Below are 25,550 nucleotides of genomic sequence, written 5' to 3' on the forward strand. Positions count from 1 at the left end.
CATGAACTGCGCACCAAAACTTCAATCCGTCGAATTTTCGACGCTTTTTGCCTTGAGGAATGATTTTGATAGAGATTGCCGTTAAAATTCGGCTCCAGTGCCCATAACACAATCGGAGTTGTTCAGAATCGCACAGTTGAGCGAGCTAAGATAGTCAACACGCGAGCTATTGCCGCCATCAGCCATAATCCCATGCTGACGAACAGAAGCGTCAGAAGCGGCATCGCGTAAAACGGCCCAAGTTCTGCCGTTGCAGCTTGCTGATCAACCGCAACATCCGCTGCAGAAAAGGCCATAAAGAGGTAGATAATCCAAACCACTTTGATGATCAGAAAAGCGATGATCCATTGCCCTAGCTCACGCATTTCGATTGCCGCTCCGGCGTCATCACCGTGCTTATGTCTGGAATGGCTATAATCTTATCCGTAAAACCGTGTGGCCATTTGCTAATTGGCGCTCGTGGTCAAGAACAATCTTCAGAAAGATGGTTTTAACTCGTCAGATCCCGGATGCAATAACATAGGTATGGGTTTGCCGACCACGAATTCAATTCATAATGCAGTTAAAAATGAATTTACTTCGCTTATGCTTGTCATCAATCGGAGATAAAATGTCCGCTTTTGGCTTGGAAGCGCGGGTCCGCTTTCCATCCTGAGCGGACCCTCACGATGTCTGCTCCGTGGCATTCTGTTTTGCCTGTCTGCTGGTGAGGCATGAAGGGAGCCGGCCGAAGTTCTCAAGTCTGCATTCTTTTTATGCCTCGAAGGCAAAAACTCGGTTCCAGTCATTCTTCATGCTGATCACCGTCCAGCCCTGCTCTCGCGCCTCTTCGTAAAGCTCTGGGGTGAAGGTGCCGATCTTGCCGTCGGGCAGGCCGGCCGCGGGACCGTAGGCATATTCGCGCGCGGCGTCGTCGTGGAGCACCAGCATCGCCAAGCGGGCGCCCCGGCCTGCGCACGTGTATTCCAGCATCTCGCGGTCACCGATGGAATTGCCAAAGGCGGCCAACGGACGTCGGCCGATCATGAAGTGAATGCCTTCGGCCTTGCCGGCCTTGTCGTCGTTGAGCAGTAGCTTCGGCTCCTTGGTCAGGAGCGGCTTGCCGTCCTGGCCGTAGCCGAACTTCGTCGTGCCCGCGGTGCCGACCACCTGCTCGGGCGGGATGCCATAGGTTTTCGCGGCGTAGACGCGCACGAAGTCCTGACCGCCGCCGGTGACGATGTAGGTCTTGAAAGCGTTGCTCTGCAGGTATCGCAGGACCTCCTGCATCGGCTGAAAACTCAGCTCGGTATAAGGGCGGTTCCAGCGTGGATGCCGGGCGGTCTCAAGCCAATTTGACACCTCGGACTGGAACGCCTCCACCGTCATACCCGTGAGCGTGGCAGCGAGGATCGTCTCAAGATCTTCCAAGGAGAGCTCTTCCATCGCCTCGCGGTTGCCGGACAGCACAGTCTTGAAGGGGTCGACGATTCGCAGCTCGGGCTTCTTCGCGACCACCGCCGGGACACGGTCCAGGCAATAGGCGACCTGCGCGTAGGTCGGCTGCTCGACCCAGAGGGTTCCGTCTTGGTCGAACACCGCGATCCGGTCGTCTGGAGCCACGTAGGTCGGGCTCGACTGCTCCGTTGTGGCGCGGACGAAATCGAAGATCGCCTGCTTCGCCGGCCCGTCGCTCCAAGACGGCAGCAAGCCGCCCGGTGCTCCTGCTTGTGCGGCAGCAGTGATGAGGGTTCCCGGCAGAGCTGGCAGCAGAGCTAGCGTCGGCAGCAACGTGCGTCGGTCGATGCCGTTCAGGCTCTGAATTCCCCTCAAGTCTGCCTCCTGGAAATGCGCGCTCAGGCCGGCGGCTTCAGGACAGATCCCGATTCCCTATGACGCTCCGGATGTAGCGCCCCCTCGCCCGATCGGTTTTGCCAACCCTCGGAACGACAGGGGCAGTTTCGAGAACCCCATGAGATAGCGGCGCGCGGCAGCGTACAGAGGCTGAGCAGGAAAGCTTGATTGAATGGGACAGCGGCTCGGTTCGGCGTAAGAGCGCGCTCTGTGCCGATGACCTGACCAATATTTTGGGCCGCCGAGTGGGAGGCGACTGCATGGTCGCGGCCATGGGGAGCCGGAAGGCCAGATCTGGGAAGCTGACAGGCGCGGGGGTCCGGTAGCCCAGGGACGAGTGCGGCCGGACGCGGTTGTCGGTGTTCTTCCCCAGCCCGATCACGATCTGAGCTTCCTTGCGTGACGTTCCGAGAGGCCGTTCTGCATCCCGGATGCCAGCAACCGCCTGCCGGCGCCGTTCGGGGGCGGCAAGTTTCCCGAGGCAACGTCCGCCAGCACCTGACCCGCCAGAGACAGATCGGCCACCAGCCGCCGCAATCGAGCGTTCTCGCGCTCCAGGTCCTTCATCGTCCGCGCCTGATTGACCGGCAGGCCGCCGTACTCCTTGCGTCAGCGGTCATAGCTCTGCTCGGAGATCTCCGCCTCCTTGCACGCCAGCACCAAGCGTTTGCCCTGGGCCGTCTGCACCTCGATCTGGCGCAGCTTCAGCACGACCTGCTCCGCGCTCGTCTTCTGACCTCGCCGCATGTCCGACGCCTCTGGTCCTGGCTGATCCTCTCAATCGGCCCGGTCCAAAGCCAGCCGGTCAGGTCAGTTCTGCGACGGGGCAAGCTGGGAGCCGATTTCACTCCTCGTCCGAGTTGTCCGCGCGAGTGCCCTAGAGGGACGTGCAGGATAAATATTTTCCGCGCGGCCCAGCACGAATTACATGATTTTTCCGCGCGGTTGTGTTCGTCGCACCGATAGCGTACAGATGATCCATCGACTTTTGGCCAGACATCCGGCCGTATCGCCTCAACAGGGCGAGCGTTCTGCATCTCTCCCATTTTCGACGATCTGCGACCGGGCGCGTACGATTCGCGCGCCCGGCCTTATTGCTTGCCTAACTTGATATGGATTACTGATGACCATCGGCACCGTTAAATGGTTCAACGACACCAAAGGCTTCGGCTTCATCCAGCCGGATGACGGCGGCAAGGACGTATTCGTCCACATCTCGGCCGTCGAGCGCGCTGGCATGCAGGGCCTGAGTGAAGGCCAGAAGGTTTCCTACGAGATGGAGACCGATCGCCGGAGCGGCAAACAATCTGCCGGCAGCCTCCAGGCCGCTTGAGCGTTGCGCGTCCGCCCGTGACGCGCTTCGAAGCCGTTCCCATCGCGGAACGGCTTTACTGTTTTTCGCCACCAGGGCTGAACTCTGGTGCGCCTCAGGAGCGTATGTGAAGCCCTTCAAAAGCAACCAGCTCGTTGAACGTCTCGAAGCGACGGCCAAAGCGCGGCAGGACACGCTGGCCCGCTTTCGGGCGCGCCCGGCGGCCGATGATCCGGCCGTCCTCGCCCGCCAGGCCACGCGGCAGGCGGTCGCTCAGGCCCGGGAAGAGCGGTCGACCGAGCGGGAAGCGGCGCGTCTCGCCGCGCAGGCTGAGCACGAGGCTGAGGTTCTGGCTGCGGAGGCAGATGCCGCCGCCGAGCGCTCCCGTCAGGCTGCGGAAAAGGCGGAGCGGCAGGCTGCCCTTGCGGGCGAACAGAAGGCCGCGCGCGATGCGCGTTTTGCGGCGCGCAAGGCGCGGGCCCGCCGGTAGGTCGGCCTCAGCCTGCACGCGTCATCACCCTGGAGAACGCATCATGTCGCACAAGTTCAAGATCGGCCAACAGGTCCGGCAGCTGGGGATCAGCTATGCCGGCGGGAAGAGCATCGCCGACGGTCTCTTCGAAGTGGTTCGCCTGACGCCGGACGACCGTTCCGGCGAGCCGACATATCGGATCAGGTCCGCGGGCGGTGAGCGTGCGGTGCGGGAGGGTGAGCTCACGCACGCGTCCTGAGCGTGGTCGGCCGACCGGCCGTTCTCACGGAGATGGCGTGCTGCAACGTGCATCCGCTGAGGCGTGTTGGTTCGGCGGAGATGTGACGGGCAGCCGGAGATCAAGGCCGTTGAATCCTGCGATGATGAACACGCCTGCCCATTCGTCCGAAGCGGCGATGATCGAACCCAATCAGACGGCCTTTATCCTCAAGGTGACGCGGCCTGATGAGGCGGAGTTGTCCGGGCAGTTGGTGATGTTCTACGTCGCGATCACCACATCCGAGAACGAGGCGCTCTCCATCGTGCGTCGCGCGGTGAAGGAGGACGCGACCGTCGAGCCGACGGGTGTCCGCCTTTCCCAGCAGACGGCCAGCGCACTCGATCTGGAGGCAGGTCTCGCACGGGCCCTCTGATCCGACCCCTTCATCCCGCAATGCGGCCAAGCTCCGACAGGCACCCGCATGGCAGCACGCTCTTTCTTGCGCGACGTGACCGGCCACTGTGCGCGCGGATCCGAGCCGCGGCCCGGACTGTCTTCGCCGTCGAGTCGGACCTTCGGACGGGACAGTGCGTTGTGATGGGAAGCGATTAACCGAGGAGATCGGCTGTGGACCTTGATCACCTCGCGGAGACCGAGAGCACCCTCACCGTCGCGGACCGCCTCTGGCGCACCGAGATGCGGCGGGTTTTTGGACCGGATGCGGTTCTGCTCCACGGCTTCGGCGCCGAGCGTCAGGGTGCGCCCGGCACGCGGCTGCGCACGACCTTCGAGGCGAGACGGAGCGCGATCGCGGCGTGGCGGCACGTCAGGCGTCCGGCGGCGTGAGCCGATCGCGTGAGCAGGCCACCACGTCCAAACGCCAGCAAATTCCGGTGCCCCGCCGCCCGATCCAAGAATTGGCAGTGGTACTTTGATCCGAGAAGGCGCATAGCACCGTACTCCCTCCGCGCAATCCCGTGCTCTGGGCGACGAAGCGGAGACTGACAGACATGGCGCGCGAATTTACGACCGGCAAAGCACAGGCGGTCACGCCCGAGGACTTCAACGAGCGTGTAAAGCGCCTCTTGGCCAACAAACCTGAACCTCTCCCCCAGAGCCGAAGATCAGAAACAGGACCGGCAGGCCACCCCAGAAGGCTTGAGGGCACAGGTCCGGGGGCGTCTGCCGCATGCGGGCGTCGACCAGTCCCGGTCCTATTCCGGGCCCGCCCGGGTGCGAGGCGAGAGCCCAGCGATGCTTCCCGGCAGCGGGCCCTTGGCATCGCTTCGGGCGGGGAGCCGGCGCACCGCAAAAGTCACCGACGTATCCGCGAGGACAGATCGATGACGAGCGACACACGCGTCCAAGGCGGGGCACGAGAAGTGGCCCCTCTGTCCGCCGATCCTCCCGACCTGGATCGATCTTGCGGCTCCTGCACGCTGTGTTGTCGTGTACTGGAGATCCAGGCCCTCAACAAACCCGCGGGGGTCCTGTGCCGGCACAACACCGGAACGGGCTGCGGGATATACCCCAAGCGTCCGGAGACCTGCGCCCGATGGCATTGCCTATGGCGCAGGATCAACGCGCTGCCGGACACACTCAGGCCTGATCGTTCCGGCGTGATGTACTCGCTGGATAGCCGCTCTCCGACGGCCGATGCGCCGGATGCGGCCTGTATCGTCGGCCGCGCCGTGCATGACGACCGGGACTTCGATCGACCTGAGACGGTCGAAGCTTTTGCCATGTTCGTTCGCGAGGGATCCTTTCCGGTGTGGAAGGTCTCCGAGCGCGGGGCCTTCCTCGTGCATCCGGGTCTGTAGATTGCGCCGCCGGGACTGGAGCAAGCCGGCTCTTGCTCAGCGGTGAGCCGCGCAGAGAGGTGACGTGGCGCTGAACGCTGACGGCATTTGGAAGCTCAAGACCCTCGGGATGTGCTATCAAGTCCGTCAGGGTGCGCCTGTCGCTGCCCACTCAGGAGATTCCGATGCCCGTCATCCGGTGGCTGATCTCCAAAACGATCCAGTTTTTCCTGGGCAGCGCGCAGGAGCGCAAGTCCGATGCGATCGCCAAGCGGAAGGAAAACGGAGCTTTCGAGGGCGCGTCTGCGAGCAAGGATCGGAAGTTCGAGGAAAACTACGCCGCGGCTGCACGCCTCCTCAGGACTCGGATCGATCAGGAGTTTCCCGATGCCTACTATGCGAGGCTGAGCTCGGGTCGGAACAGCTCGTACGATTACGGACAGGACCGTGCCCTCGCCATCGACACCATGTCGATCGCCATAGCCATGGCGCTGCGGAACGGTGCCACCGTTCAACAGGCCGCCACGGCGGGGGCTGCCAGCATCGGCATCTGATCGAGATCCGGGAGCGCCAGGCTCCTCCACGGCTCGGCCGTATCGTCGCTCGACGCGGGCGTACGGACGAGAAGGAAGGGTGCTATGGTCGGTCTCAGCCCCGGAAACTGCTGCCGCGCTGATGGAGACCTGCTCCGTGAAGCTCGCATTCGGCCGCATGGGTGACTGGCTCGCCGATCCCCGCGAACTGGCGCCTCGACTCGGGGTGAGCACCGCAGACCTGAAGCGCACGAACCGGCAGGGACGGCTCGATGCCCGTGTCGTGTCCAGCGAAGGCGACGGCGTCTGTCTGACTCGCGTGACCGTCCGGCTGCATGACAGGGGCTGGCGCGGCATCTTCGACGCGAGCGGCGCGCTCGTCAGCGAAGAGATGTGGTAAAGCCCGTCTGGGCCAACGAACCGCCCGAGGCGGCAAGGTGCGGCTTCCAAGAGGTCCGTCCCGCGGCGGGCGTCACCCCTTCGCCGATCCTGCCATCTCACGGGTCCGCTCAACCATCGCAAGCAGCACCGTGCGGAAGGCGTGCTGCTCCCGCGAGCACGCGCCCGCGTGATCATCGCGCCTGAGCTCGGTGAGCAGCCCGTCGAGTGCCTTCTGCCGTTGTTCCCCACCGTCCGCGTGCAAGATAAATTGCAGCAGGATTTGCTGGGCGGCGGCGAAATCGTCCCGGTCTGCCCGGCTGACGAATGCGCGAAGCTCGCTCAAGCACGCTTCGTGTCCGATCATGCACCGAGCCATCAGTGACCGCGCGGGAGAGGCGTCCTGGGCATCAGGCCCTCGACGCGCAGCTTCAACCGGGTGGCTCGGATTGCCTCCACGGTCCGCCACGGAACACCCTGGGCTAGGCCCTCGCTTTCGAGCTCCGTGAGCTGATCAATCAGCTGCCCCCGCTCCTGAAGGCCGGGGCGCTGCGACATGCGGACGATCGTCCCGATCAACTTCCGCATCACCGGGCACATCCGGGGTCGAACGGGCTCTACCATACCGAGCAGCCATGGTGGTCGGACATCGCCTCAGCCTCGACCGCTGGTCTTCATGGCAGCCGCGACCGTGCCCTTGTTCGAGGGCGCCGCCGCGTTGGTCTTGGGCACGGGCTTCTTCGGCTTCTTGGTCTCGCGATTTCCGCGCTTCTTTTCCGTCGCCATGGTCTTGCTCCTGGCTGTGCTGAGAGGCCGGACGGAACCGTCTTCACCGTCCGATCGTGGGCTGGTCCGCAGGCTGGATCGCGGTCGCGAGCGGACTTCTGACCGAACCGAAAACGGCGACGAGGCGATTGCTGGCCCAGAGCTCGGTGCGATGGCCGTCGATCAGCCGCGCCGCCTGCCGCCTGGCGTCACCGTCGTCGCGGGCGGTGATGATGCAGGACCTGAGCACGCCGCCGCCCTGAGCGAACCGATGCACCTGATAGGTACGGCGCGCGTGCCGCGAGCGGGGCTTGGTGGAGAACGTGATGATGTCCGCCATGCGCGCCTGTCCGTTGCAGGCGGGGGCATGGACCCTCAGCCACCGGAGCCTGGATCAGTCGATCCGGTGATGTCGGCACTCTGCGCTTTCGCGACCGACAAAGATAGCCCTGACGGGCATGGGTATTCCCGGCGGTCTGCCAAGGTCTCGGGACCTACGTCAGCATCTGAAGGCCTTGCCATAATCGACTGGGCGACCGAGCCGGCGCGAGACGCTGGATGTCCGCTCAGAAACAGCGCCTGAGGCTCTTCAAACGACCGGGGCAGGCGCCAACCCGAAGGTTCAGTCCTGTGGGCGCTGACGATCTGGCGCGGGAGCGCATGACTTCCACCCAGTGTTGTACTCGCTCACCCGCGTGCAGCAATCGGCACCCTCGACAAGGTTGTCAAGGATCGCTTTCGAGATGTGTGCCGGCGCAACTTTAAAATCATGTCCGCCTTCGATCCAGAAGTGCTGTGTGTCGCTCGCGCATCTACCGGCCGCGCCGCTGGCCGAGCATAGGAACCAAGACCCGATACACAGCCTTGGCTAAGCGCGACGCGCGTCACTGGGCAGCCCCTCGCTCGGGGCCTGCCCGTGCAGGAAGGAACACGCATGGCATCCCAGTCTGGGTCCGCCACCGAGAGCGCAGACGAACAGCGCTTCCGGCTTCTGGTCCAGTCGGTGACCGACTACGCCATCTACATGCTCGATCCCACCGGCATCGTGACAAGCTGGAACCCTGGGGCAGAGCGCTTCAAGGGCTACACGGAAGCCGAGATCATCGGTCAGCACTTCTCCCGCTTCTACACCGAGGAGGATCGTCAGACCCGTTTGCCGCACCGGGCGCTTGCGACCGCAGTCAATGAGGGGCGGTTCGAGCAGGAAGGCTGGCGCGTCCGCAAGGACGGCGCCCGGATGTGGGCCCACGTGATCATCGACCCCATCCGCGACCCGTCCGGTACGCTCGTCGGCTTCGCCAAGATCACGCGGGACATCAGCGCTCAGAAGGCCGCCCGTGAAGCGTTACGCCAGAGCGAGGAGCGGTTCCGGCTGCTGGTACAGGGGGTCACCGACTACGCCATCTTCATGCTCGACCCAGAGGGTGTGGTAACGAACTGGAACTCAGGCGCGGCTCGGATCAAGGGCTACACGGAAGCCGAGATCGTCGGGCAGCACTTCTCCCGCTTCTACAACGCGGAGGACCGTGCAGCAGGCAAGCCTGCCAGAGCTTTGGAGACGGCTACGCGAGAAGGCAGGTTCGAGGCCGAGGGCTGGCGGGTGCGCAAGGACGGCACCCGCTTCTGGGCGAGCGTGGTCATCGACGCCATCCGCGACGAGACCGGCCGGCTTATCGGCTTCGCCAAAGTCACCCGCGACATCACCGAGCGGCAGAACACGCAGGAAGCACTGGAGAAGGCCCGGGCGTCCCTATTTCAGGCGCAGAAGATGGAGGCGCTCGGGGGGCTCAGCTCTGGAATCGCGCACGATTTCAACAACATCCTCACCGTCGTGCTCGGCAATCTCGATCTCCTCCGCCGCGCGCCCGAGCAGCGGCGAGAGCGCCTGATCAACAACGCGGTGCAAGCTGTGGAGCAGGGCCGCAAACTGACTCAGCAGTTGCTCGCCTTCGGACGTCGGCACCTGCACCAGCCCGAAGTCCTGGATCTGAACCGGCTGATCCTCGGTATGGACGACATGCTCAAGCAGTCCCTGCGCGGCGACATCCGCGTGGCGTTCGATCTCGCGCAAGGGCTTTGGCCTGTAGAGGTCGATCCGGCCCAGCTACAGATCGCGCTGATCAATCTCGCGGTGAATGCGCGTGACGCTATGCCCAGAGGTGGTGAGTTTCGGATCAGAACCGAGAACGTCACCGCGCCTGGCAGCGAACTTGAACAGAGCATCGCGATTGCGGTGGCTGACACTGGGTCCGGCATGCCGCCCGAGGTGGTTGCCCGTGCTTTCGAGCCGTTCTTTACCACGAAGGAGGTCGGCAAGGGCACCGGGCTCGGCCTGCCGCAGGTCTACGCTTTCGTACAGCAGTCACGCGGTTCCGTCCGGATCACGAGCGAGGTCAACCGCGGCACGACCTTCACGATCTCACTGCCGCGCACGCATGCGCCGGTCGCCGAGGCTCGAAGAGAGAGCCTGAAGCCTGACGATCCGGGGCGCTCCCTTCGCGTTCTTGTGGTCGAGGACAACGCGCAGGTGGCGGAGGTCGCCGTCTCGATCCTGGCTGAGCGCGGCCACAGGGTCGTGAGCAGCGCCAATGCGTCGGAGGCTCTGCACGTGCTGGACGGGGGTCAGTCGTTCGATGTGATCCTGTCAGACCTCGTGATGCCAGGGGCGATGAACGGGTTTGATCTCGCCCTGCGCGTTCGCGAACGCTGGCCCGCGTTACCGGTGTTGTTGGCCACCGGCTACAGCGAGCAGGCAGCCCGGGCGATCAAAGCGGGCTTCCCGCTGATCTCCAAGCCCTACCAACCTGCGGCGCTGCTGCTCGCCCTCGAGGGGACTGCTTCGGCGCCCGTCGCTGCTGCGCTGCCGGCTGATGTTGTTCGTGTGCCTCGCACGGCAAAAGTGATTGCAGGCGAGACCTGAAGCACTGCCTCATCTTGGTCCGAGGCCTCTTCAATGCCTCCACCTCGGACAAAGCGATCGGCAACGAGGGCATCAGGATTGGCAGCGTCCGCCCGCGGGATGCGGCCCTGACCAGCTGGATGACCGGGTCGGGCGCAAATCCAAACCTCCGGTCTTGCCGGCATTGGCGGTCAGGCGTGCCGCCATTTCGCCGACTGCGGCCAGTACGCTCCTAGACCCGAATCTTCGGGAAATGGACATCCTGCGCGGCCAATTCGCTCGTCACCCTGAGGGACGGCGATCGCGATGCGCTGAACCAGTCGGGGCCGCTTGCTCTCATCCGTTCAGCGCCCTTCGCCGGCCAGCACCAAGCGCAGGGACCGTGCGAGTTCGTCGCGTCGGTACGGCTTGTTCAGCACCGGCAGGTCTCCCCGGCCGATCACCTGCCCCTCATCGAGGTTCGCCACATAGCCCGAGGTGAGCAGCACCTTGATGCCGGGACGTAGTCTCTGCGCCTCGACGGCCAGTTGCGAGCCGTTCATGCCGCCCGGCATCACCACGTCCGAGAACAGGATGTCGATGCGCTCCACGCCCGTCAGATGCTCCAGAGCCTCGGCGGCGTTGCGGGCGACGACGACCCGGTAACGCAGCTCCTCCAGGCTCTCGACCGCCATGCCGAGCACCTGCTCGTCGTCCTCGACCAGCAGGACCGTCTCGCCGTCCCCGGCGCGGCGAAGCGGGATGGCCGCCCCCGGACCCGTCCCGACTTCCTCGCCGGCCGGGTCAGTCGAGCGCGGGAAGTACAGGCTGACCGTGGTGCCCCCGCCGACCTCGGACTCGATCTGCGCGAATCCCTTGGCGCTGCGCGTGAAGCCGTAGACCTGCTCAACCCCAGCCCGGTCCCCTTGCCGACCTCCTTGGTCGTGAAGAACGGCTCGAAGATCCGTCCCAGCACCTCGGGCGGGATGCCGCTGCCTGTGTCGCTGACCGACACCGCCACGTAGGGGCCGTGCGCCACGCCCTTGTCGGCGACGGCTGCCGTCCCGAGGTGGACGTTGCGGCTCGTCACCACGATGCGGGCGTGGCGGTCATGACCCTCCAAGGCGTCGCGCGCGTTGACGATGAGGTTCAGCACCGCCGCCTCGAACTGGGCCGGGTCGATGCGGATCGGGTCAAGCGCCGGGTCGAGGTCAAAGACGAGCTCGACGGCCCCGCCCGCCGCGCGCTCGGCGAGCGGCTTGAAGTCGATGAGCAGACGGTTCGGGTTGAGCGTCTGGGGCCGCAGCATCTGCCGCCGCGAGAAGGCGAGGAGTTGCTGGGTCAGCTGCTCACCACGCCGCGCGGCACCCATCGCCGCCTCGGCCAGCCGCTTCACACGGTCGAGGTGCTCGGGCCTCCGGAGGATCATGTCGAGACCGCCGACGATGACGGTGAGCAGGTTGTTGAAGTCGTGGGCCACGCCGCCGGTGAGCTGTCCGATGGCCTCCATCTTCTGGGCCTGGCGCAAGGCTTCCTCGGTCAGGCGCTGGTCGGTGCGGTCCATCAGAATGCCGGCGATGCGCAGCGGCAGGCCGGCTTCGTCACGCTTGATCTGACCCCTCATCGCGATCCAGCGAACCTGCCCGTCGGCGCGGCGGATGCGGCACTCCAGGTCGAGGATGCCGGTCTCGAGCGTCGTAGCGAACGCGCGTTCCGCGGTGTCGCGGTCCTCCGCGACGACGTGGGCGAGGAGGCTCTCCCGGTCCCAGCGCGCGCCATTCCCGTCATAGCCGAAGACGGCGTCGAAGCGGGGCGAGCGCCGGGAGGCGCCGGTGCGGTAGTCCAGGTCCCACGAGGCCATACCGGCCGCGTCGAGCGCGAAAGCCAGGGTTTCGTGCGCGGCCTCGACCTCGCGGGTGCGCTCGGCCACGCGCCGCTCCAGGTCCTCGTTCGCGAGCCGGAGCTGCTCTTGCACCCGCTCCCGCTCCAAGAGGTGCTCGCGGGCCTGGTACTGGCGGTGGCGTGCCCGCAGGGCCGAGGCCGCGGCGCTGGCGAGCGTCTCGGCGTTGACCGGCCGTTCCAGCAGGACGACGTTGCCGAGGCGGGCGAGCAGGCGCGAGGCGCGCTCGGAGCGGCGCCCGGCCGGCGGGTCGCCAGCACGATGAACGGGAAGTCGGACCAGGGCGGCTGCGCGTCAAGCCGGCGAATAGGTCGTCCGGCTTGCCGGCCTCGGCCAGCGCCTCCTCGGTGATCAGGGCGGCGCCCGCCCCGGTCTGGAGGCAGGCGAGCCAGCCCGAGATGTCGGAGCAAGCCTCGGCGCGTGTGCCTGCCCGGGCGAGCACCTGCTCCACGACCTGGGCGTCGCGCCCGCGCGGCGCCAGGATGAGGATGCGTTCCTCGTGCGTGCCCGGCGCGGTCACCGGCGCTCGCCCTCGGTGGGGCCCTGGCCCGTCAGCATCGCCATCTCCCCGCGATAGGAGGGCAACCCGGTCAGCACGCCCTCGAAGTCGGTGAGCGCCTCCCCGACCTGGATTCCGCCCGTCGTCAGCTTCATCTCGCGGATGCTGCGCTCGTGCGCGTTGACGCGGCTCTTCACCACCGAGAGGGCAGTACGGACCTCGCCCTTGGCCTCGAAGAAGCGGAACAAAAGGATGCTGTCGCTGAGATAGCTCAGGTCGACATCCGTGCGAACCTCACCGACGACGCCGTGCTGGCCCAGAACCAGGAGCGTGGTGACGCCCTGCTGGTTCAGGTAGCTCAGGAGCTCGTGCATCTGCAGGATGAGGAACTCCTCGCCCGGCATCGCGTGCAGGTAGGCGTTGAGGCTGTCGACCACGATGAAGCTGGCCCCCCGCTCCTCGACCGCCTGTCGGGCCAGGCTGGAGAACTCCCCGGGCGAGAGTTCGGCCGGGTCGATCTGCGTGATGGTCAGTCGCCCCGCCTCAACGTGGGGCGCGAGGTCCATCCCGAGCATGGCGGATCGGGCGAGCAGCGTCGCGAGCCCTTCGTCGAACAGGTAGTAGGTCGCGCTCTCGCCGCGCTCCAAGGCGGCTACCATGCAGCGGACGGCGGTCGTGGTCTTGCCGACGCCGGAAGGTCCGAGCAGCAGCGTATTGGTGCCCGGCACAAGCCCGGCGCCGAGCAGCAGGTCGAGCTCGGGCGAGCCGGTGGATTTGCCCCGCGCATCGAAGCTCGCGTGGTGCTCGGCAGCGATCAGGCGCGGGAACACCTGGATGCCGCCGGTCTCCAGGACGAAGTCGTGGTAGCCGCCGCGGAACTTGATGCCCCGCATCTTGACGATGCGTGCCCGGCGCCGCTCGGAGCCGTATTCACGCGGCGCCTGCTCCAGCGAGATCACCCCGTGCGCGATGCTGTGGAGCTGCACGTCCCCGGTCTCGGAGGTCTTGTCGTCCAGCATCAGCACGGTGCAGGCGCGCTTGGCGAAGAAGCGCTTGAGCGCGAGGATCTGGCGTCGGTAGCGCAGCGGGTTCTGGGCCAGCAGGCGCAGCTCGGACAGGCTGTCGAACACGACCCGGTCCGGCTTCGTCTCCTCGACGCGCGCGATGACCTCCCTGACGGTTTCGCCGAGCTCGATTTCGGACGGGTGCAGGATCGACTGCTCGCTGTCGGGGTCGAGGCCGTCCTCGTCGACAAGCTCGTAAACGTCGATGCCGTCGAGGTCCCATCCGTGCGTCGCCGCGGCCGCGCCGAGCTCGTCGGCCGTCTCCGACAGGGTGACGTAGAGGGCGCGCTCGCCGCGGGCGACACCCTCCCGCAGGAACTGCAGGGCCAGCGTCGTCTTGCCGGTGCCGGGCGTGCCCTCCAGCAGGTAAAGCCGGCTCGGCGTGAGGCCGCCGCAAAGGACCTCGTCGAGCCCGGTCACCCCGGTCGAGATACGGGACGCCTCGCCGGTCGGGCGGCTCGTCGTGGTGTTGGTCATCGTCGGTCGAGGCTCCGTGGGGAGGGGCGGACCTTGGCGAGCCGGCACGGTAGCGGCTTGCCAAGTCCTTGTCAGCGCTCGCGGCACCGCATCGTAGGGATCCCGGAGGTCCCTATACTGTCGGTCTGCGGCGACGGGTGCGGGACGTCGCTCAGCGCCAGTTACACAGGCGCGCAACCTGCCGCTGCGTCATAGGTTTGCTGGGCAACCCCGCGGTTTTCAGCTGGGTCGGGAGACGACCTTGAAGGCTCAGGACAATGCGAGGACGGAGGCACCGGATCCCAGGCTCCTGCGCGCAGCGGTCGAGGCGTCCGGCGAGGCCATCCTGATCACCTCCGCCAACCTCGACGTGCCGGGCCCGCTGATCGAGTACGCCAACCCCGCCTTCACCCGGATGACCGGCTACGAGGCGCACGAGATCGTTGGCCTGTCGCCGCGCATCCTGCAGGGACCCCTCACGGACCGGACCGTCCTGGACGCCCTGCGCTCCGCCCTTGAAGCCGGAGAAGCCACGCAGGCCGAGGCGGTCAACTACCGCAAGGATGGCTCGACCTACGTGGTCGAGTGGCTGATCACGCCGGTGCGGGAGGCCGACGGGCGCCTCACGCACTGGGTCGCGACGCAGAGGGACGTGACGGGGCGGCGCGCCCACGAGGACCGTCAGGCGTTCATGGTGCGTGAGCTGCACCACCGGGTGAAGAACACGCTGGCCACCGTCCAGGCCGTGCTCAACGCCACCGCGCGCTCCCGCCTCTCGATCTCCGAGTTCATCCGCGCCTTCTCGGGCCGGATCGCCTCGCTGGCCCGCACGCACGCGCTGATCACCGAGGACCTTGCCCAGGCCGCCTCGTTTGAGGGGCTGCTGCGGGCCGAGCTCGACCCGTACGGCGAACGGGGCCGCCTGACCCTGGACGGGCCGAAGGTGGTGCTGCCGTCCGAGCTCGCCGTGCCGGTCGGCATGGCCCTGCACGAGTTGACCACCAACGCCCTGCGGCACGGGTCGCTTGCCGATCCGGACGGCCGCCTCCAGGTCACATGGTGGGTCGAGGATGGCAAGTCCGGCCGAGCCCTTCGCTGGGACTGGGCCGAGCATGACGGGCCCCCTGCCGCGCATCCCACGCGCCAGGGCTTCGGCCACCGGCTCCTCAACAAGGTCTTGGCCACCCAGACCGGGGCGGAAGTGGATGTCGACTTCGCGCCAGACGGACTAAGAGTGTCCGTGCGCATGCCGTTGCCCGGCACCGAGTAGCAGCCTCTCTCGTGGCGAGCCTTCACGCCTTCGTCCGACCTTGATGCGAAAGGCCGCAATCCGGCGCATCAGCGGGAAACACCCGCGATACCGCATGTGCTAGGAGGCTCGTATGCACCTCGAATACGCCCTCGATAGCACCTCGACGCGAACCCCACTCCTCGGGAACGACAGTCAGCGTGCCATCGGTGGAGGCGGCGCCACCGGCGGCCCGGTCTGTACGGCCGCGCGGTCTCTCTCGCCGCTCCCGCGGCCCGGTCGGGCTCGGGGCTGAGCCCGTGGCTTCGGAGACGTCGGCTTTCCACGGCGGTGGCCTCATGGGCGCACGCGTGCGTGCCTTCGATTGGACGACCACGTCTTTGGGGCCGCAGGAGCGCTGGCCCCCTCGCTGCTGACCCTCGTGCGGATCATGCTCAACTCGCGCCAGCCCATGTTCATCGCCTGGGGCGCGGACCGCACGCTGATCTACAACGACACCTACGCGCCCATGCTGGGTGAGCGCCACCCCGCGGCCCTGGGTCGCCCGTTCTTCGAGACTTGGCCCGAGGTGCGGGGAGAGGTCGGTGCGCTGATGGATCGTGTGTACGCTGGCGACCCCGTGCACAAGAACGACCTGGCTCTCACCCTCCATCGCAACGGCTATCCCGAGGAGACGCACTTCGCTTTCTCCTACACGCCCGTGCCAGGGGATGACGGAGCAATGACCGGCCTGTTCTGCGCCTGCACCGAGATGACCCGTCAGGTTCTCGCCGAGCGGCAGGCCGCATCCGAGCGCCAGCGTCAGCAAGCGCTACTCCACGCATCGGTTCTGTCAGGCCCGCACCCGTAGGCCTGAGCGTGTGGGCGCGCGCACGAGCGGAACGCCGTGCCTGCGTGGGGACCGGCGTCGTCGCGCAGTCTCCCTTTCGCCAGCTGATGCTGGCTGCGCCAGCCTTGCCCAACCAGGCCACAGACAGGACGCCACGCTCCCGAGGTACCTGTCCTTTTCGCTCAAGCAACGCGCTTCGGAATTGTCAGGAGGGCGCGCCGGCACGCGAAACGTGCGGCGCGTATGTGACCGCCATGATCCGCTTTTTCCCTTCCTGGTGCCCCCGGTTGTTGGGTTGCGCGCTTGAGCTTCTTGCTTGGAGGCAGCCAGCCGCGCCCGCGGCGGTTCCGATCGGGACAGTCGATGCCCAGCTCAAGGCCATCGATTGAACGCTCGATTTCATCGGCCACATCGACGCTGTAGGTCGCGTCTGCTTACGGGATTCCGCCGTAGTCAGCTGAATGGCTGAGTTGGGTGCTTTCCCGCCCGTCCGCTTCTGGACAGCGGTTGCATCGAAGCGGAGATCGTCGGCGCCCTCACAGGAAGGGAAAATATCATCGGCGCTTGTCTCCGCCGGGTTTAAGTTCGTCGATGTGGTAAGCCATCAAGGGTGCCAGTCGCGCGATGTGCGGCTGCCATCGTGCCCGTTGCGCGAGATAAAGCTCCGCGCCTGCCTCGCTGGCCATCGCCTCGATCCCCGCCGAAGAGAGTTGCCTGACAGCTTCTGCGAAGCGCGTGCGCCATGCCTCGCTTTCAGCGCTGCTGACGTCGGCTGGCGTCGGCAGGTCTCCGCGCAAAAATGTCGTTTCGAGCGTGACTACGAGCAGCATGGCAACGCGCCAGATTGCGTCGACGGCGGCGGCCTCCTTCAACCATGCCGCCTGACGGCCTCCGATCCCGCTGCGGATCAGCGACACCGTATCGAGGGCGACGAAGACCTGTGCCGAGACCGAATAAAAGGGCTGACGGAACCGGAAGTAGAACAGCACAGGATAGAAATGATGCGCCTCCTTCATCTCGGACAAGGACTCCGCCAGATCGGCCAGGTGGGTATAGCCTGAACTAAACTGTCCCTGCGGCCCGAGCCGCGCCAGAAACTCGGCTGCATCAGCGCTCTCACCCGTCAAGAGATGGAGCTTGAGCCCCAGGGCATTGCGCTGCCGGAGCGCGCTGTAGACCTGCATCACGTAGGTCAGGACCAGAGACGTCGCCGACATACCGACGAGGGAGTTCACGAGATAAAGAACGCGGTAGCTATCGGTGACAGGTTTGAAGTCGCTGGCCCCCACGATCGCCATGCTGCTGCCGCCCGCGTAGAGGGCGGTCATGAAGTCAGTCGGCGTCTCGCCGCTGCTCGCCCGGACGGCCACACCGAGCGCGGGATGGATGATCAGACCGGCTCCGAGGGTCAGCCCCAAGGCCCAGAGCAGGACGTAGACGATGAGGATGACCGGGCCGCAGAAGGACAGCACGGCGCCCCGCTTCTGCCCGACCGCATCGGCGGCGGCGCGGAAGATCGCCCAGGTGAGATGGGCGACCCTGTCCGCGATCAGGCCTGTCCCGATGCGCGCGTAGAGAACCGTCAGGAAGATGTCGGCGAGGACGACGCCCATGACGAGCACGCCCGATGCCTGTTCGAGGACGGGCAGGATCAGGCCAGCCATCCTTCCGACCTCAAGCGTTGGTCAGGGCCCAAGGACGCATCGCTTCTGGGCCGATGATGTCGGGCGGCGGTTTGAAGCCGCGTGCCGCGCCCCGCATCGCCTCGGCACGACGGCGGAAGCCGCTGCGCTGGCGGTAATCGCGTCGGACCTTCTCAGACGGAGCAAGGGGGCTTCCGAGAGGCTCCGCGCACAGATCACGTCGGCTGCGGTGACGCCGGCCAAAGCCACAAGGGCGATCACCACATTGTCCTTGCGCGGATTATGGCCCTCAAGCCCTGGCAGCACCGTGGCGATATCGAGCGCGTCTCCGGCCACACGCGCCGAGATCCACGGGGTCGGGTCGCGTGCACCCAAGATACCGATCCCCTGCAGGAGTTCGCGCACGCCGTAGGCTCGGATGATTGTGGCCGAGCGCGGCATTCCAAGCCAGCGAGCGATGGCGCCACCGCACGCCACCTCGGTAAGCCCAAGGCCGATCGAGAACCAACCTAAGCCTTGGGCAAGCTCTCTGGTTGCGGGATCTGGCCTGCGGCGCGGGTCTGAAACGAGGTAGCCCGGCAACTCAGAGCGATCAGGAGGGCCGCTCCGGCGGCGTTGAGTCATAGCCTCGGACATGCTGACTTCCTCGCTGCTGCTGGGGAGAGGCGAAGTAAGCAGGCCCGCTATAGCTCGACGGGCCGCGGAGCCACTCAGGGTCTGAGCACCACCTTGATGCAGTTGTCCTTCTTGTCGCGGAATGTCTTGTACATCTCGGGCCCTTGTTCGAGCTTGGCCCGATGGGTGATGACGAAGGACGGGTCGATCTGACCGTCGCCGATGCGCTTGACGAGGTCATCGGTCCATCGATTCACGTGGGTCTGCCCCGTGCGGATGGTCAGTCCCTTGTTCATGAGGGCTCCCATCGGCACCTTGTCGATGAGCCCGCCATAGACGCCCGGGATCGAGAGGATGCCGGCGGGCCGGCAGACATAGATCATCTCGCGCAGCACTGAAGCGCGGTCGCTCTCCAGCATCACCGCCTGTTTGACGCGGTCGTAGGCGTGTTCGAGCGCGCGCGGTGAATGCGCCTCCATGCCGACGGCATCGATGCACTTCTCTGGGCCCTTGCCGCCCGTGAGTTCGTTCAGCCGCTCGACCGTGCTGTCCTGGCTATTGTCGATGGTGATCGCACCGCCCGCGCGCGCCATCTCCAGGCGCTCGGGCACGCTGTCGATGCAGACCACCTGCTTTGCCCCGAGCAGCAGCGCGGAGCGCAGCGTCATCTGACCGACGGGACCAGCGCCCCAGATCGCGACGGTATCGGTCGGTTGGATATCGGCCTGTACGGCCGCCTGCCAGCCGGTGGGGAAGATGTCGCCGAGGAACAGCACCTGCTCGTCGCTCAGGTTCTCCGGCACCTTGATGTGCGTCTTGTCGGCAAACGGCACGCGGACGTACTCGGCCTGCCCGCCCTGGTACCCGCCCGTGAGGTGGGTGTACCCGAACAGTCCCGCGGTGGTGTGCCCGAAAGCTTTGTCGGCGATGTCCTTGTTGCGGTTCGAGCGTTCGCAGACGGAGAAGTAGCCGCGCTTACACTGGTCGCACTCGCCGCAGATAATCGTGAACGGCACGACGATGCGCTCCCCTTTCTTGAGCGCGCCATTGACGCCTTTGCCGGTCTCGACGACTTCGCCCATGAACTCGTGGCCCATGACGTCGCCCTTCTCCATGCCGGGCATGAAGTGGTCGTAGAGGTGCAGGTCCGAGCCGCAGATCGCGCAGGCTGTGACCTTGATGATCGCGTCGCGGTCATCCTCGATCTTGGGGTCCGGGACCGTGTCGCAGCGGATGTCCTCAGTGCCGTGCCAAACCAGCGCCCTCATGGAACATCTCCTAACATGTATGAAGTTTTTAGTCCCCCAATTTTAGATCTACTGATCCGAACGGGCTTCAAATTGAAAGGTTTCATGCCCTAACTGCACAAAGTTTGAGCGAAATGGCACTCACCTCAACATTTTACCTTGGCAGTGATAGATTTCGCTGACGGATTTTGAACGTTATACCAATTGGGAGCAAGCAAGTTTGGCAAAACTATTTAGTGAGTAAGGTCGGCAGCCGCCGAGCTTATCTGGCGATGTGAATCAATACGGCCCTGTTGGAGCAAGCCGAGCGCTGGCGAAGTCTGGTTCGGCGTATGCTGCGATCACGAAAGCGACCGCCGCAAGCCGGAAGTAGAGCGTCCGCTTCGGGACGAACGGCCAAGGTTCAGTTGCCGCCCGAGCCGAAGTTGCCGGAGATTTGACGAACGGCCGCTTTCGAGAAGCGCCGACGCCTGTTCGGGTGGCCGGGTTGGGTCGAAAACGGCATGACCGCTCAGGATCTGCGATGTTGCTCGTGACATCAGGCCGCGTGCCTGCTCCGGTGCGTTCGTATGAAGCTTAGAGCGTCGGACGCGGTCACGGGCTTGCTGTACAGGAAGCCCTGCATCTCGGTGCAGCCTTCCTGTTGCACCTTCTCGGACTGATCCTGCGTCTCGACACCTTCAGCCGTAATAATAGCTCCCCGTCGAGAGCCAATGCCGACAATCGCTCGCACGATCGAGGCCGTATCCGGGTCAGTGATGTCACGGATGAACGTGCGGTCGATCTTGATCTTGTCGAACGGAAACCTGCGCAAGTAGCTCAAGGATGAAAAACCGGTGCCGAAATCGTCCAGCGCTATGCGGACGCCGAGAGCCTTCAGCCGGTGCAGACAGGCGATCACCGCCTCGCTGTCCCGCATCAACACGCTCTCGGTGATCTCAAGCTCAAGCCGGTGCGGCGCCAGTCCCGACGTGAGCAACGCCCCCAGGACGGCCTGCTCCAACCCGGGCTGCTGGAACTGCACGGCCGAGACGTTGACCGCCACACGCAAGTCATCCGGCCACGAAACGGCCTCGCGACAGGCGGCGCGCAGGGCCCATTCACCCAGCGCGACGATCAGGCCCGTTTCCTCGGCCAGCGGGATGAACTCAGAGGGCGGTATCAAGCCGCGCGTCGGATTTTGCCAACGCAGCAACGCCTCGAACCCGCTGACCGCTTCATCCGCGGCACACACGATCGGCTGGTAGTGCAGCGTGAACTCGTCGCGCCACAGCGCTTCCAACAATGTCTGCTCGCGTTCGCCCTGCACCGCAACCATCGTGCGCATGCTGGGATCGTAGAAGCAGCACTCGCTGTGCGTGGCCGTCTTGGCGATGTAGAGCGCCATGTCAGCGTGGTTGAACAGGCTCTGGCCGTCGAAGCCATCCTGTGGTGCCAGGGCAATGCCGATGCTGATGCCGACGCTCATCCGTCGTCCGTCAAGCTCGATCGGCTGCTCCAACGACTGGATCGCGCGGCGAGCAACCACACCGGCGCTCTGTGAACCATCGAGGCGGCTGACGATGATCGCGAACTCGTCTCCGCCAAGTCGCGCGACCGTGTCGCCGTCGCGCACGGCACCTCGCAACCGTTCGGCGACGACCTGTAGGACTGCGTCCCCCGCCAAGTGGCCGAGCGTGTCGTTCACGACCTTGAAGCGGTCCAGATCACAGACCAGCAGGGCGAAACCGTCGCCGTGGCGCCGTGAAGCCGCGAACGCCTGTTCGAGCCGGTCGCGGAACAGCGCTCGATTGGGCAGTCCGGTCAGGCCGTCGTGCGTGGCCATGTGGGCCACCTGCTGCTCGGCCTCCTTGCGCCGCGTGATGTCGATCTGCGTGCCAACGACCCGGAGCGCGCGACCGCTCGCGTCGCGACCGACGACCTTGCCGCGTGTGAGAACCCAGATTTGGCCACCGCTCTTCGTCAGGAGCCGGTACTCGCATTCATACGTCGCTGTCAGGCCGCGCAGGTGGTCGCGCATGGCGCTGACAGCGCGCTCGCCATCCTCGGGATGGGCGACCTGCGGCCACAGTTCGAGGTTCGGCCTCAACTCGCCCCGCTCGTACCCAATCATCCGGAACCAGCGGTCGGAGAACCACGCTTCGCCCGTCACCAGGTTCCAGTCCCAGAGGCCGTCGTTGCCGCTGTCCAAGGCATGGGCGAGGCGATCCTCGCTCGCGCGCAGCCGAGCCTCACTCGCCAAGAGCGCGCGCTCGCTCTCGGCCCGTCGTGTCGTATCACTGTACGTGCGCACATAGCCCCCGTCCGGAAGCCGTACGACGCGCACCTCAAGGCTTGTTCCGTTTGGTCGCGCCCGCTCGTACACGTCGGGCAAGCTGGCGAGGTCGGCGGCATCGAGAGCGCCCATCAGCGAGTCCGGGCTCGTCTGATACTCGCCACGGGCGACCTGATAGGCGTTGATGACGTCGTAGGGGCTGCCCTCGCACAGAACGCTTTCCGGCAGGTCGAGGAGCTCCCTCGCGCGCCTATTGTGCAGGCGCACGCGCATGTCTGGGCCGTACAGGATCAGCCCCTGATCCATATTCTCCAGTGTGGTGCGCAGAAGCTCGCTCGTCTCGCGCAACTTCTCCTGCATCCATGCCTGCTCGGTGACATCCAGGAGGATGCCGACGATAGCGGTGACCGCGCCCGCAGCGTCGCGTTTTGGCACGCCGCGGATGATGACGGTGCGCTCTGCGCCATCCGGTCGAACGATGCGAGCTTGTCCGTTGTAGGTACCCTGCAGGCTCGGCTCTGTTCCATGGATCACGGCCTCGATGCGCGTGCGGACCGCGTCGCGTTCGTCCGGATGGTAGAAGCGCAGGTGCTCATCGAGTGGCATCAAGCCACGATCGGGCATGGCAACGCCGAAGATCGAAGCCACGCCCTCCGTCCAGCGAATGGTCCGGTCGGCTACGTTGATGCGCCAGCGGCCGAACTGGGCAGCGATCTCAGCAAGACGCTGAGCATCGTAGTCGGACGCCGCGGCGGCATCTCCGACCGTATCATTTCCAAATGGGATGCCCGCTCCCTCAGCTGAGACCGGATGCATTACGACCCCTACTAGATCAGGGCAATCATAGAGGCTGATCCGTTAAGCAATCGCGGCCATGTTCGGCATGTGCAGTGCAATATCTACTTTTCTCAAGGAATGGTTACCGCGTTGTACTTAGCAATTCATATTGCGTTGGTGAGCTGAGGCGTTCTCCCCACGCGACCGTGCAACGCATGAGCCGCGACCGGAATGGCGTTTCGGGGTAGGTGACTGCAACCGACAATTTCAAGCTCGCCTTCGGCGCCTTCGTGGGGATCAAGATCCTGCCGATCACGGTGCGCTCGACCGTCACCATCATGGGCAAGATGCGCCTGTGCCTGCTCACCCTCGATCCCGCAGCCAAGGGCAGCCTGCACCTGGAGAAGAACGCCAACTTGTCGGCAACCGCCTGCTCGCTGTACGCGAACTCAACCGATGCGAAGGCCATCCAGGGCGACAACAACGCCACCGCCAGAGCCGACATGATCTGTTCCGTCGGCGGGGCGAGCACCAACCGCGCCAACTTCGCGCCGCCGGTCACGACGGGCTGCCCGGGGATCAAGGACTCCCTCATGGGCAGTGTCACTGCGCCGACGCCCGGTGATTGTGTCACTGTCAGCATGACCGCCGGGCCTAGGCCGGGCAAAGGACCCGGTGGCCCCGGCGCGGGCGCACGTTGTCGAACATCTGATGCCGCGGCCAACGCCTCAATGCCGCCCTACGGCGGAGCGGACCGACCTGGAGACCGCCCATGACGCGCGAACGCATTACGGTCAGTGCTGACATCGATGCGGAAACGGCGAAGATTGTCGAGGATGGGCTGGACCGCTCTAACGAACTTCACAACGGCCCCGACCCGACCAAGCCCCTATGGCTTGTATGCCGTGACGACCAGGGACAGGTGTTGGGCGGTCTCAAGGGCCTGATACAGTGGGACTGGTTCGTCGTCTTGATTCTCTGGGTGGAGGAGGAAAGACGGCGGCAGGGGATCGGACAGCGTCTGCTACGGAAGGCCGAAGACGCGGCGCGCAAACATGGGTGCCGCAGGGTCAGGCTGGCGACGATGACGTTTCAGGCCCCGGAGTTCTACAGGAAGTCGGGATATGCGGAGGAGTGTCGGTTGCTCGATGTGCCTCCCGGCCATGCGTACATATGGATGTCCAAGACACTGGCGGATTGACTTCGCCCGTCGGCGTTACGTTGGCGAGTTCTCGTGCTCGTCGTCCTCGCCGGAGGCCGGAACGGGGAGGTTGTGGAACGACCGCACAGGGTGGAAAACACCTGGTCTGCGTCTGGATGAGATATGCGCTGAACCGGTCGTCCGGCGTGGATCTGATCCGGCGGAAGCACCCAAACTCGCAATTTCCAGATACAAAGCTTAACTAGCTTGGGAGCAATCCCATTCGTTGGTAGCTTTCGATCAAGTTATCGAACACTTTCACGTCCGAACGGCTGCGAGCGATGATCTGCGCCCCGGCGACAGCAGCATAAATGGCGCGGGCCCTTAACTCACCCTCGGCTGGCGAGGCGAGTTTGGCCGCGATCAAATGTTCGCATAGCCAAGCAATGTTCACGTCGGCGAAAGTATGCACCTCCTTCAACACTGGCTCGGGCAGCTCGTCATGTTCTGTCGCCATGAAGCTGCTCAGGCACATGCGATTGTCGCGCTCCAGAGATAGCCGGAAGATGCTCGGGTATCGCTGCAACGCTTCGGTTGGGCTTCGGGCATTCGCCGAGATGGCTTCGAGATCGCGGGCGATATCTTCCCAGTAGCGCCGTGCAACCGCCTCGCCGAGGAGAGCCTTAGTGGCGAAGTGGTAGTTGATGCTGGCAGCCTTGATGCCGACGGTCTCCGCGATGTCGCGGAAGTTGAGGCCGCCGTAGCCATAGGCCATCGCCGCCTCCCTGGCGGCCACGAGGATGGCCTCTCTCACATTCCCCTTTGACGTCGCTGCCATGTTCAACCTCCACCTGTCATATGGCAGACAGGGGTTGACGGCACAAGATGACGGTCCTAGCTTGCAACCTGTCATATGACAGACAGACAAATTCCTCAGGAAAGCGAGCCGACGATGTCCGACAAGCTCAAGCTCTTCACCTCACCCTCGGCCTTCCCGAACCCGCAGCGCTTGCGGATCTTCATGCATGAGAAGGGCATCGCCGGTCACTTCGACGAGACGGTCTACGACATGTCACCGGTGGGCGAGCAGCGGGGTTGGAAGCACCTGAAGATGAACGCTTGGGGCGAGACACCGACGCTCGCGCTCGCCGACGGCTCTTACCTGAGCGAGACCTCCGCCATTGCCCGCTACCTCGACGACACGTTCGAAGGCCGCAAGATCATGGGCGGGACGGCGCACGAGCGTGGCCTCGATCAGATGTGGGACAATCGGGTGTGGGTCCACATCCTCTATCCCATCGTCACGGCATTCCACGTCCTGCATCAGGGTCTGGGCCCGAAGCTCGAACTGACCAGCAATCCGGCCTGGGGCGAGCATTCCCGCAAGGTGGCCCTGGCGCATGCCGGTTTGGTCGACCAGCATCTCTCCGACGGCCGTGCGTGGCTGCTGGGAGGCGATCAGCCGACGTTCTCGGACATCACGTTGGCGACGGCCATCGCGTTCTCCAAGTTCCCCGTCAACGCCACCCCGCTCGATGAGCGGTTCGAACATCTCGATGCCTTCTGGCGGCGCTGGCAGGCTCGACCGGCCTTCATCGCCGCGTATGCTGATCGTAGCAGCGGTGTGCCGGAGATCGACAATCGCACATGAGCGTCAGGCGGTCG

24 protein-coding genes and 3 pseudogenes are annotated in these 25,550 nt (G+C 65.0%); 14 read left to right on the plus strand and 13 right to left on the minus strand.

The window, feature by feature from the left end; translation table 11 throughout:
• Positions 1-122: 122 nt before the first annotated feature.
• The 3 genes and pseudogenes from M6G65_RS11400 to M6G65_RS11410 all read right to left on the minus strand — a co-directional run.
• Positions 123-365: a hypothetical protein gene (locus M6G65_RS11400; RefSeq protein WP_238197041.1), complete on the minus strand. Its 243-nt coding sequence runs from the start codon at positions 363-365 to the stop codon at positions 123-125.
• Between the two features lie 388 nt (positions 366-753).
• Positions 754-1,812 carry an HAD family hydrolase gene (locus M6G65_RS11405; RefSeq protein WP_238197042.1) on the minus strand — a complete coding sequence of 353 codons (1,059 nt, stop codon included), beginning with the start codon at positions 1,810-1,812 and terminating at the stop codon, positions 754-756.
• Between the two features lie 408 nt (positions 1,813-2,220).
• Positions 2,221-2,580, minus strand: a pseudogene (locus tag M6G65_RS11410) (transposase); the annotation flags it as partial.
• Between the two features lie 376 nt (positions 2,581-2,956).
• Here M6G65_RS11410 and M6G65_RS11415 point away from each other — a divergent pair.
• The 8 genes from M6G65_RS11415 (at position 2,957) to M6G65_RS11450 (ending at position 6,569) form a co-directional block, all read left to right on the plus strand.
• Positions 2,957-3,166: a cold-shock protein gene (locus M6G65_RS11415; protein ID WP_091715344.1), complete on the plus strand. Its 210-nt coding sequence runs from the start codon at positions 2,957-2,959 to the stop codon at positions 3,164-3,166.
• A gap of 106 nt (positions 3,167-3,272) precedes the next feature.
• The gene (locus tag M6G65_RS11420) at positions 3,273-3,635 is read left to right on the plus strand and encodes a DUF6481 family protein (RefSeq protein WP_238197043.1); all 363 of its coding nucleotides are present in this window, start codon (positions 3,273-3,275) and stop codon (positions 3,633-3,635) included.
• A gap of 43 nt (positions 3,636-3,678) precedes the next feature.
• Positions 3,679-3,876 carry a hypothetical protein gene (locus M6G65_RS11425; RefSeq protein WP_250103944.1) on the plus strand — a complete coding sequence of 66 codons (198 nt, stop codon included), beginning with the start codon at positions 3,679-3,681 and terminating at the stop codon, positions 3,874-3,876.
• A gap of 121 nt (positions 3,877-3,997) precedes the next feature.
• Positions 3,998-4,270 (plus strand): hypothetical protein, encoded by a 273-nt coding sequence (locus tag M6G65_RS11430; protein WP_238197044.1) that lies wholly within the window; start codon positions 3,998-4,000, stop codon positions 4,268-4,270.
• Between the two features lie 194 nt (positions 4,271-4,464).
• A complete protein-coding gene (locus tag M6G65_RS11435) occupies positions 4,465-4,683 on the plus strand; it encodes a hypothetical protein (protein WP_238197045.1) in 219 nt (72 codons plus the stop codon).
• Positions 4,684-5,456: 773 nt separating this feature from the next.
• Positions 5,457-5,657, plus strand: a complete 201-nt coding sequence (locus M6G65_RS11440; RefSeq protein WP_250103945.1) for a hypothetical protein — start codon at positions 5,457-5,459, stop codon at positions 5,655-5,657.
• Between the two features lie 164 nt (positions 5,658-5,821).
• Positions 5,822-6,190 carry a hypothetical protein gene (locus M6G65_RS11445; protein ID WP_238197047.1) on the plus strand — a complete coding sequence of 123 codons (369 nt, stop codon included), beginning with the start codon at positions 5,822-5,824 and terminating at the stop codon, positions 6,188-6,190.
• A gap of 136 nt (positions 6,191-6,326) precedes the next feature.
• Positions 6,327-6,569: a DUF6522 family protein gene (locus tag M6G65_RS11450; protein ID WP_250103946.1), complete on the plus strand. Its 243-nt coding sequence runs from the start codon at positions 6,327-6,329 to the stop codon at positions 6,567-6,569.
• A 72-nt stretch (positions 6,570-6,641) separates the two neighbouring features.
• Here the strand turns inward: M6G65_RS11450 and M6G65_RS11455 are convergent, their stop codons facing one another.
• The 3 genes from M6G65_RS11455 to M6G65_RS11460 all read right to left on the minus strand — a co-directional run bounded on the left by M6G65_RS11455 (position 6,642) and on the right by M6G65_RS11460 (position 7,652).
• Positions 6,642-6,893 carry a hypothetical protein gene (locus M6G65_RS11455; RefSeq protein WP_238197049.1) on the minus strand — a complete coding sequence of 84 codons (252 nt, stop codon included), beginning with the start codon at positions 6,891-6,893 and terminating at the stop codon, positions 6,642-6,644.
• 308 nt (positions 6,894-7,201) lie between these two features.
• Positions 7,202-7,333 carry a hypothetical protein gene (locus M6G65_RS33465; RefSeq protein WP_283214871.1) on the minus strand — a complete coding sequence of 44 codons (132 nt, stop codon included), beginning with the start codon at positions 7,331-7,333 and terminating at the stop codon, positions 7,202-7,204.
• Positions 7,334-7,376: 43 nt separating this feature from the next.
• Complete coding sequence (locus M6G65_RS11460) at positions 7,377-7,652, minus strand: hypothetical protein (protein ID WP_238197051.1); 276 nt, start codon at positions 7,650-7,652, stop codon at positions 7,377-7,379.
• Between the two features lie 594 nt (positions 7,653-8,246).
• Here M6G65_RS11460 and M6G65_RS11465 point away from each other — a divergent pair.
• Complete coding sequence (locus tag M6G65_RS11465; protein WP_250103947.1) at positions 8,247-10,232, plus strand: hybrid sensor histidine kinase/response regulator; 1,986 nt, start codon at positions 8,247-8,249, stop codon at positions 10,230-10,232.
• Between the two features lie 323 nt (positions 10,233-10,555).
• On the opposite strand, the pseudogene M6G65_RS11470 reads toward M6G65_RS11465, so the two are convergent.
• Positions 10,556-12,610 (minus strand): annotated as a pseudogene (locus M6G65_RS11470) (ATP-binding protein).
• On the minus strand, positions 12,607-14,130 hold the full coding sequence (locus M6G65_RS11475) for an ATPase domain-containing protein (RefSeq protein WP_238197054.1): 1,524 nt from the start codon (positions 14,128-14,130) through the stop codon (positions 12,607-12,609). Before M6G65_RS11475 ends, M6G65_RS11470 begins: the two are co-directional and overlap by 4 nt.
• 241 nt (positions 14,131-14,371) lie before the next feature.
• Here M6G65_RS11475 and M6G65_RS11480 point away from each other — a divergent pair, with 241 nt between their 5' ends.
• Together M6G65_RS11480 and M6G65_RS11485 are read left to right on the plus strand one after the other, a co-directional pair.
• Positions 14,372-15,379: an HWE histidine kinase domain-containing protein gene (locus M6G65_RS11480; RefSeq protein WP_238197055.1), complete on the plus strand. Its 1,008-nt coding sequence runs from the start codon at positions 14,372-14,374 to the stop codon at positions 15,377-15,379.
• A gap of 343 nt (positions 15,380-15,722) precedes the next feature.
• Positions 15,723-16,208 (plus strand): PAS domain-containing protein, encoded by a 486-nt coding sequence (locus M6G65_RS11485; protein ID WP_250103948.1) that lies wholly within the window; start codon positions 15,723-15,725, stop codon positions 16,206-16,208.
• A 533-nt stretch (positions 16,209-16,741) separates the two neighbouring features.
• Here M6G65_RS11485 and M6G65_RS11490 read toward each other — a convergent pair.
• The 4 genes and pseudogenes from M6G65_RS11490 to M6G65_RS11505 form a co-directional block, all read right to left on the minus strand.
• Positions 16,742-17,839 carry a two pore domain potassium channel family protein gene (locus tag M6G65_RS11490; protein WP_308445199.1) on the minus strand — a complete coding sequence of 366 codons (1,098 nt, stop codon included), beginning with the start codon at positions 17,837-17,839 and terminating at the stop codon, positions 16,742-16,744.
• Positions 17,840-17,861: 22 nt separating this feature from the next.
• Positions 17,862-18,466: pseudogene (locus tag M6G65_RS11495) on the minus strand (cyclase dehydrase).
• Between the two features lie 74 nt (positions 18,467-18,540).
• Positions 18,541-19,713, minus strand: coding sequence for a zinc-dependent alcohol dehydrogenase (locus M6G65_RS11500; RefSeq protein WP_250103949.1), 1,173 nt, complete (start codon positions 19,711-19,713; stop codon positions 18,541-18,543).
• 517 nt (positions 19,714-20,230) lie between these two features.
• On the minus strand, positions 20,231-22,615 hold the full coding sequence (locus tag M6G65_RS11505; RefSeq protein ID WP_238197060.1) for a sensor domain-containing protein: 2,385 nt from the start codon (positions 22,613-22,615) through the stop codon (positions 20,231-20,233).
• A 419-nt stretch (positions 22,616-23,034) separates the two neighbouring features.
• Here M6G65_RS11505 and M6G65_RS11510 point away from each other — a divergent pair, with 419 nt between their 5' ends.
• Together M6G65_RS11510 and M6G65_RS11515 are read left to right on the plus strand one after the other, a co-directional pair.
• On the plus strand, positions 23,035-23,520 hold the full coding sequence (locus M6G65_RS11510; protein ID WP_238197061.1) for a hypothetical protein: 486 nt from the start codon (positions 23,035-23,037) through the stop codon (positions 23,518-23,520).
• Positions 23,517-23,945 carry a GNAT family N-acetyltransferase gene (locus M6G65_RS11515; protein WP_238197062.1) on the plus strand — a complete coding sequence of 143 codons (429 nt, stop codon included), beginning with the start codon at positions 23,517-23,519 and terminating at the stop codon, positions 23,943-23,945. The genes M6G65_RS11510 and M6G65_RS11515 overlap by 4 nt, the downstream gene beginning before the upstream one ends.
• Before the next feature lie 202 nt (positions 23,946-24,147).
• Here the strand turns inward: M6G65_RS11515 and M6G65_RS11520 are convergent, their stop codons facing one another.
• Entirely contained in the window at positions 24,148-24,723 is a 576-nt protein-coding gene (locus M6G65_RS11520) for a TetR/AcrR family transcriptional regulator (protein WP_250103950.1), read from the minus strand.
• 114 nt (positions 24,724-24,837) lie between these two features.
• Here M6G65_RS11520 and M6G65_RS11525 point away from each other — a divergent pair, with 114 nt between their 5' ends.
• Positions 24,838-25,536: a glutathione S-transferase family protein gene (locus M6G65_RS11525; protein WP_238197064.1), complete on the plus strand. Its 699-nt coding sequence runs from the start codon at positions 24,838-24,840 to the stop codon at positions 25,534-25,536.
• Positions 25,537-25,550 lie beyond the last annotated feature (14 nt).

This window comes from Methylobacterium tardum (assembly GCF_023546765.1).
Taxonomy (GTDB): domain Bacteria; phylum Pseudomonadota; class Alphaproteobacteria; order Rhizobiales; family Beijerinckiaceae; genus Methylobacterium; species Methylobacterium tardum.

What these genes read in the sequence shown, in the direction of transcription:
- M6G65_RS11400 (WP_238197041.1), bottom strand. Translation starts at nt 365, where the DNA reads ATGCGTGAGCTAGGGCAATGGATCATCGCTTTTCTGATCATCAAAGTG.
- M6G65_RS11415 (WP_091715344.1), top strand. Translation starts at nt 2,957, where the DNA reads ATGACCATCGGCACCGTTAAATGGTTCAACGACACCAAAGGCTTCGGC.
- M6G65_RS11425 (WP_250103944.1), top strand. Translation starts at nt 3,679, where the DNA reads ATGTCGCACAAGTTCAAGATCGGCCAACAGGTCCGGCAGCTGGGGATC.
- M6G65_RS11430 (WP_238197044.1), top strand. Translation starts at nt 3,998, where the DNA reads ATGATGAACACGCCTGCCCATTCGTCCGAAGCGGCGATGATCGAACCC.
- M6G65_RS11445 (WP_238197047.1), top strand. Translation starts at nt 5,822, where the DNA reads ATGCCCGTCATCCGGTGGCTGATCTCCAAAACGATCCAGTTTTTCCTG.
- M6G65_RS33465 (WP_283214871.1), bottom strand. Translation starts at nt 7,333, where the DNA reads ATGGCGACGGAAAAGAAGCGCGGAAATCGCGAGACCAAGAAGCCGAAG.
- M6G65_RS11460 (WP_238197051.1), bottom strand. Translation starts at nt 7,652, where the DNA reads ATGGCGGACATCATCACGTTCTCCACCAAGCCCCGCTCGCGGCACGCG.
- M6G65_RS11465 (WP_250103947.1), top strand. Translation starts at nt 8,247, where the DNA reads ATGGCATCCCAGTCTGGGTCCGCCACCGAGAGCGCAGACGAACAGCGC.
- M6G65_RS11475 (WP_238197054.1), bottom strand. Translation starts at nt 14,130, where the DNA reads ATGACCAACACCACGACGAGCCGCCCGACCGGCGAGGCGTCCCGTATC.
- M6G65_RS11500 (WP_250103949.1), bottom strand. Translation starts at nt 19,713, where the DNA reads ATGAGGGCGCTGGTTTGGCACGGCACTGAGGACATCCGCTGCGACACG.
- M6G65_RS11515 (WP_238197062.1), top strand. Translation starts at nt 23,517, where the DNA reads ATGACGCGCGAACGCATTACGGTCAGTGCTGACATCGATGCGGAAACG.
- M6G65_RS11520 (WP_250103950.1), bottom strand. Translation starts at nt 24,723, where the DNA reads ATGGCAGCGACGTCAAAGGGGAATGTGAGAGAGGCCATCCTCGTGGCC.
- M6G65_RS11525 (WP_238197064.1), top strand. Translation starts at nt 24,838, where the DNA reads ATGTCCGACAAGCTCAAGCTCTTCACCTCACCCTCGGCCTTCCCGAAC.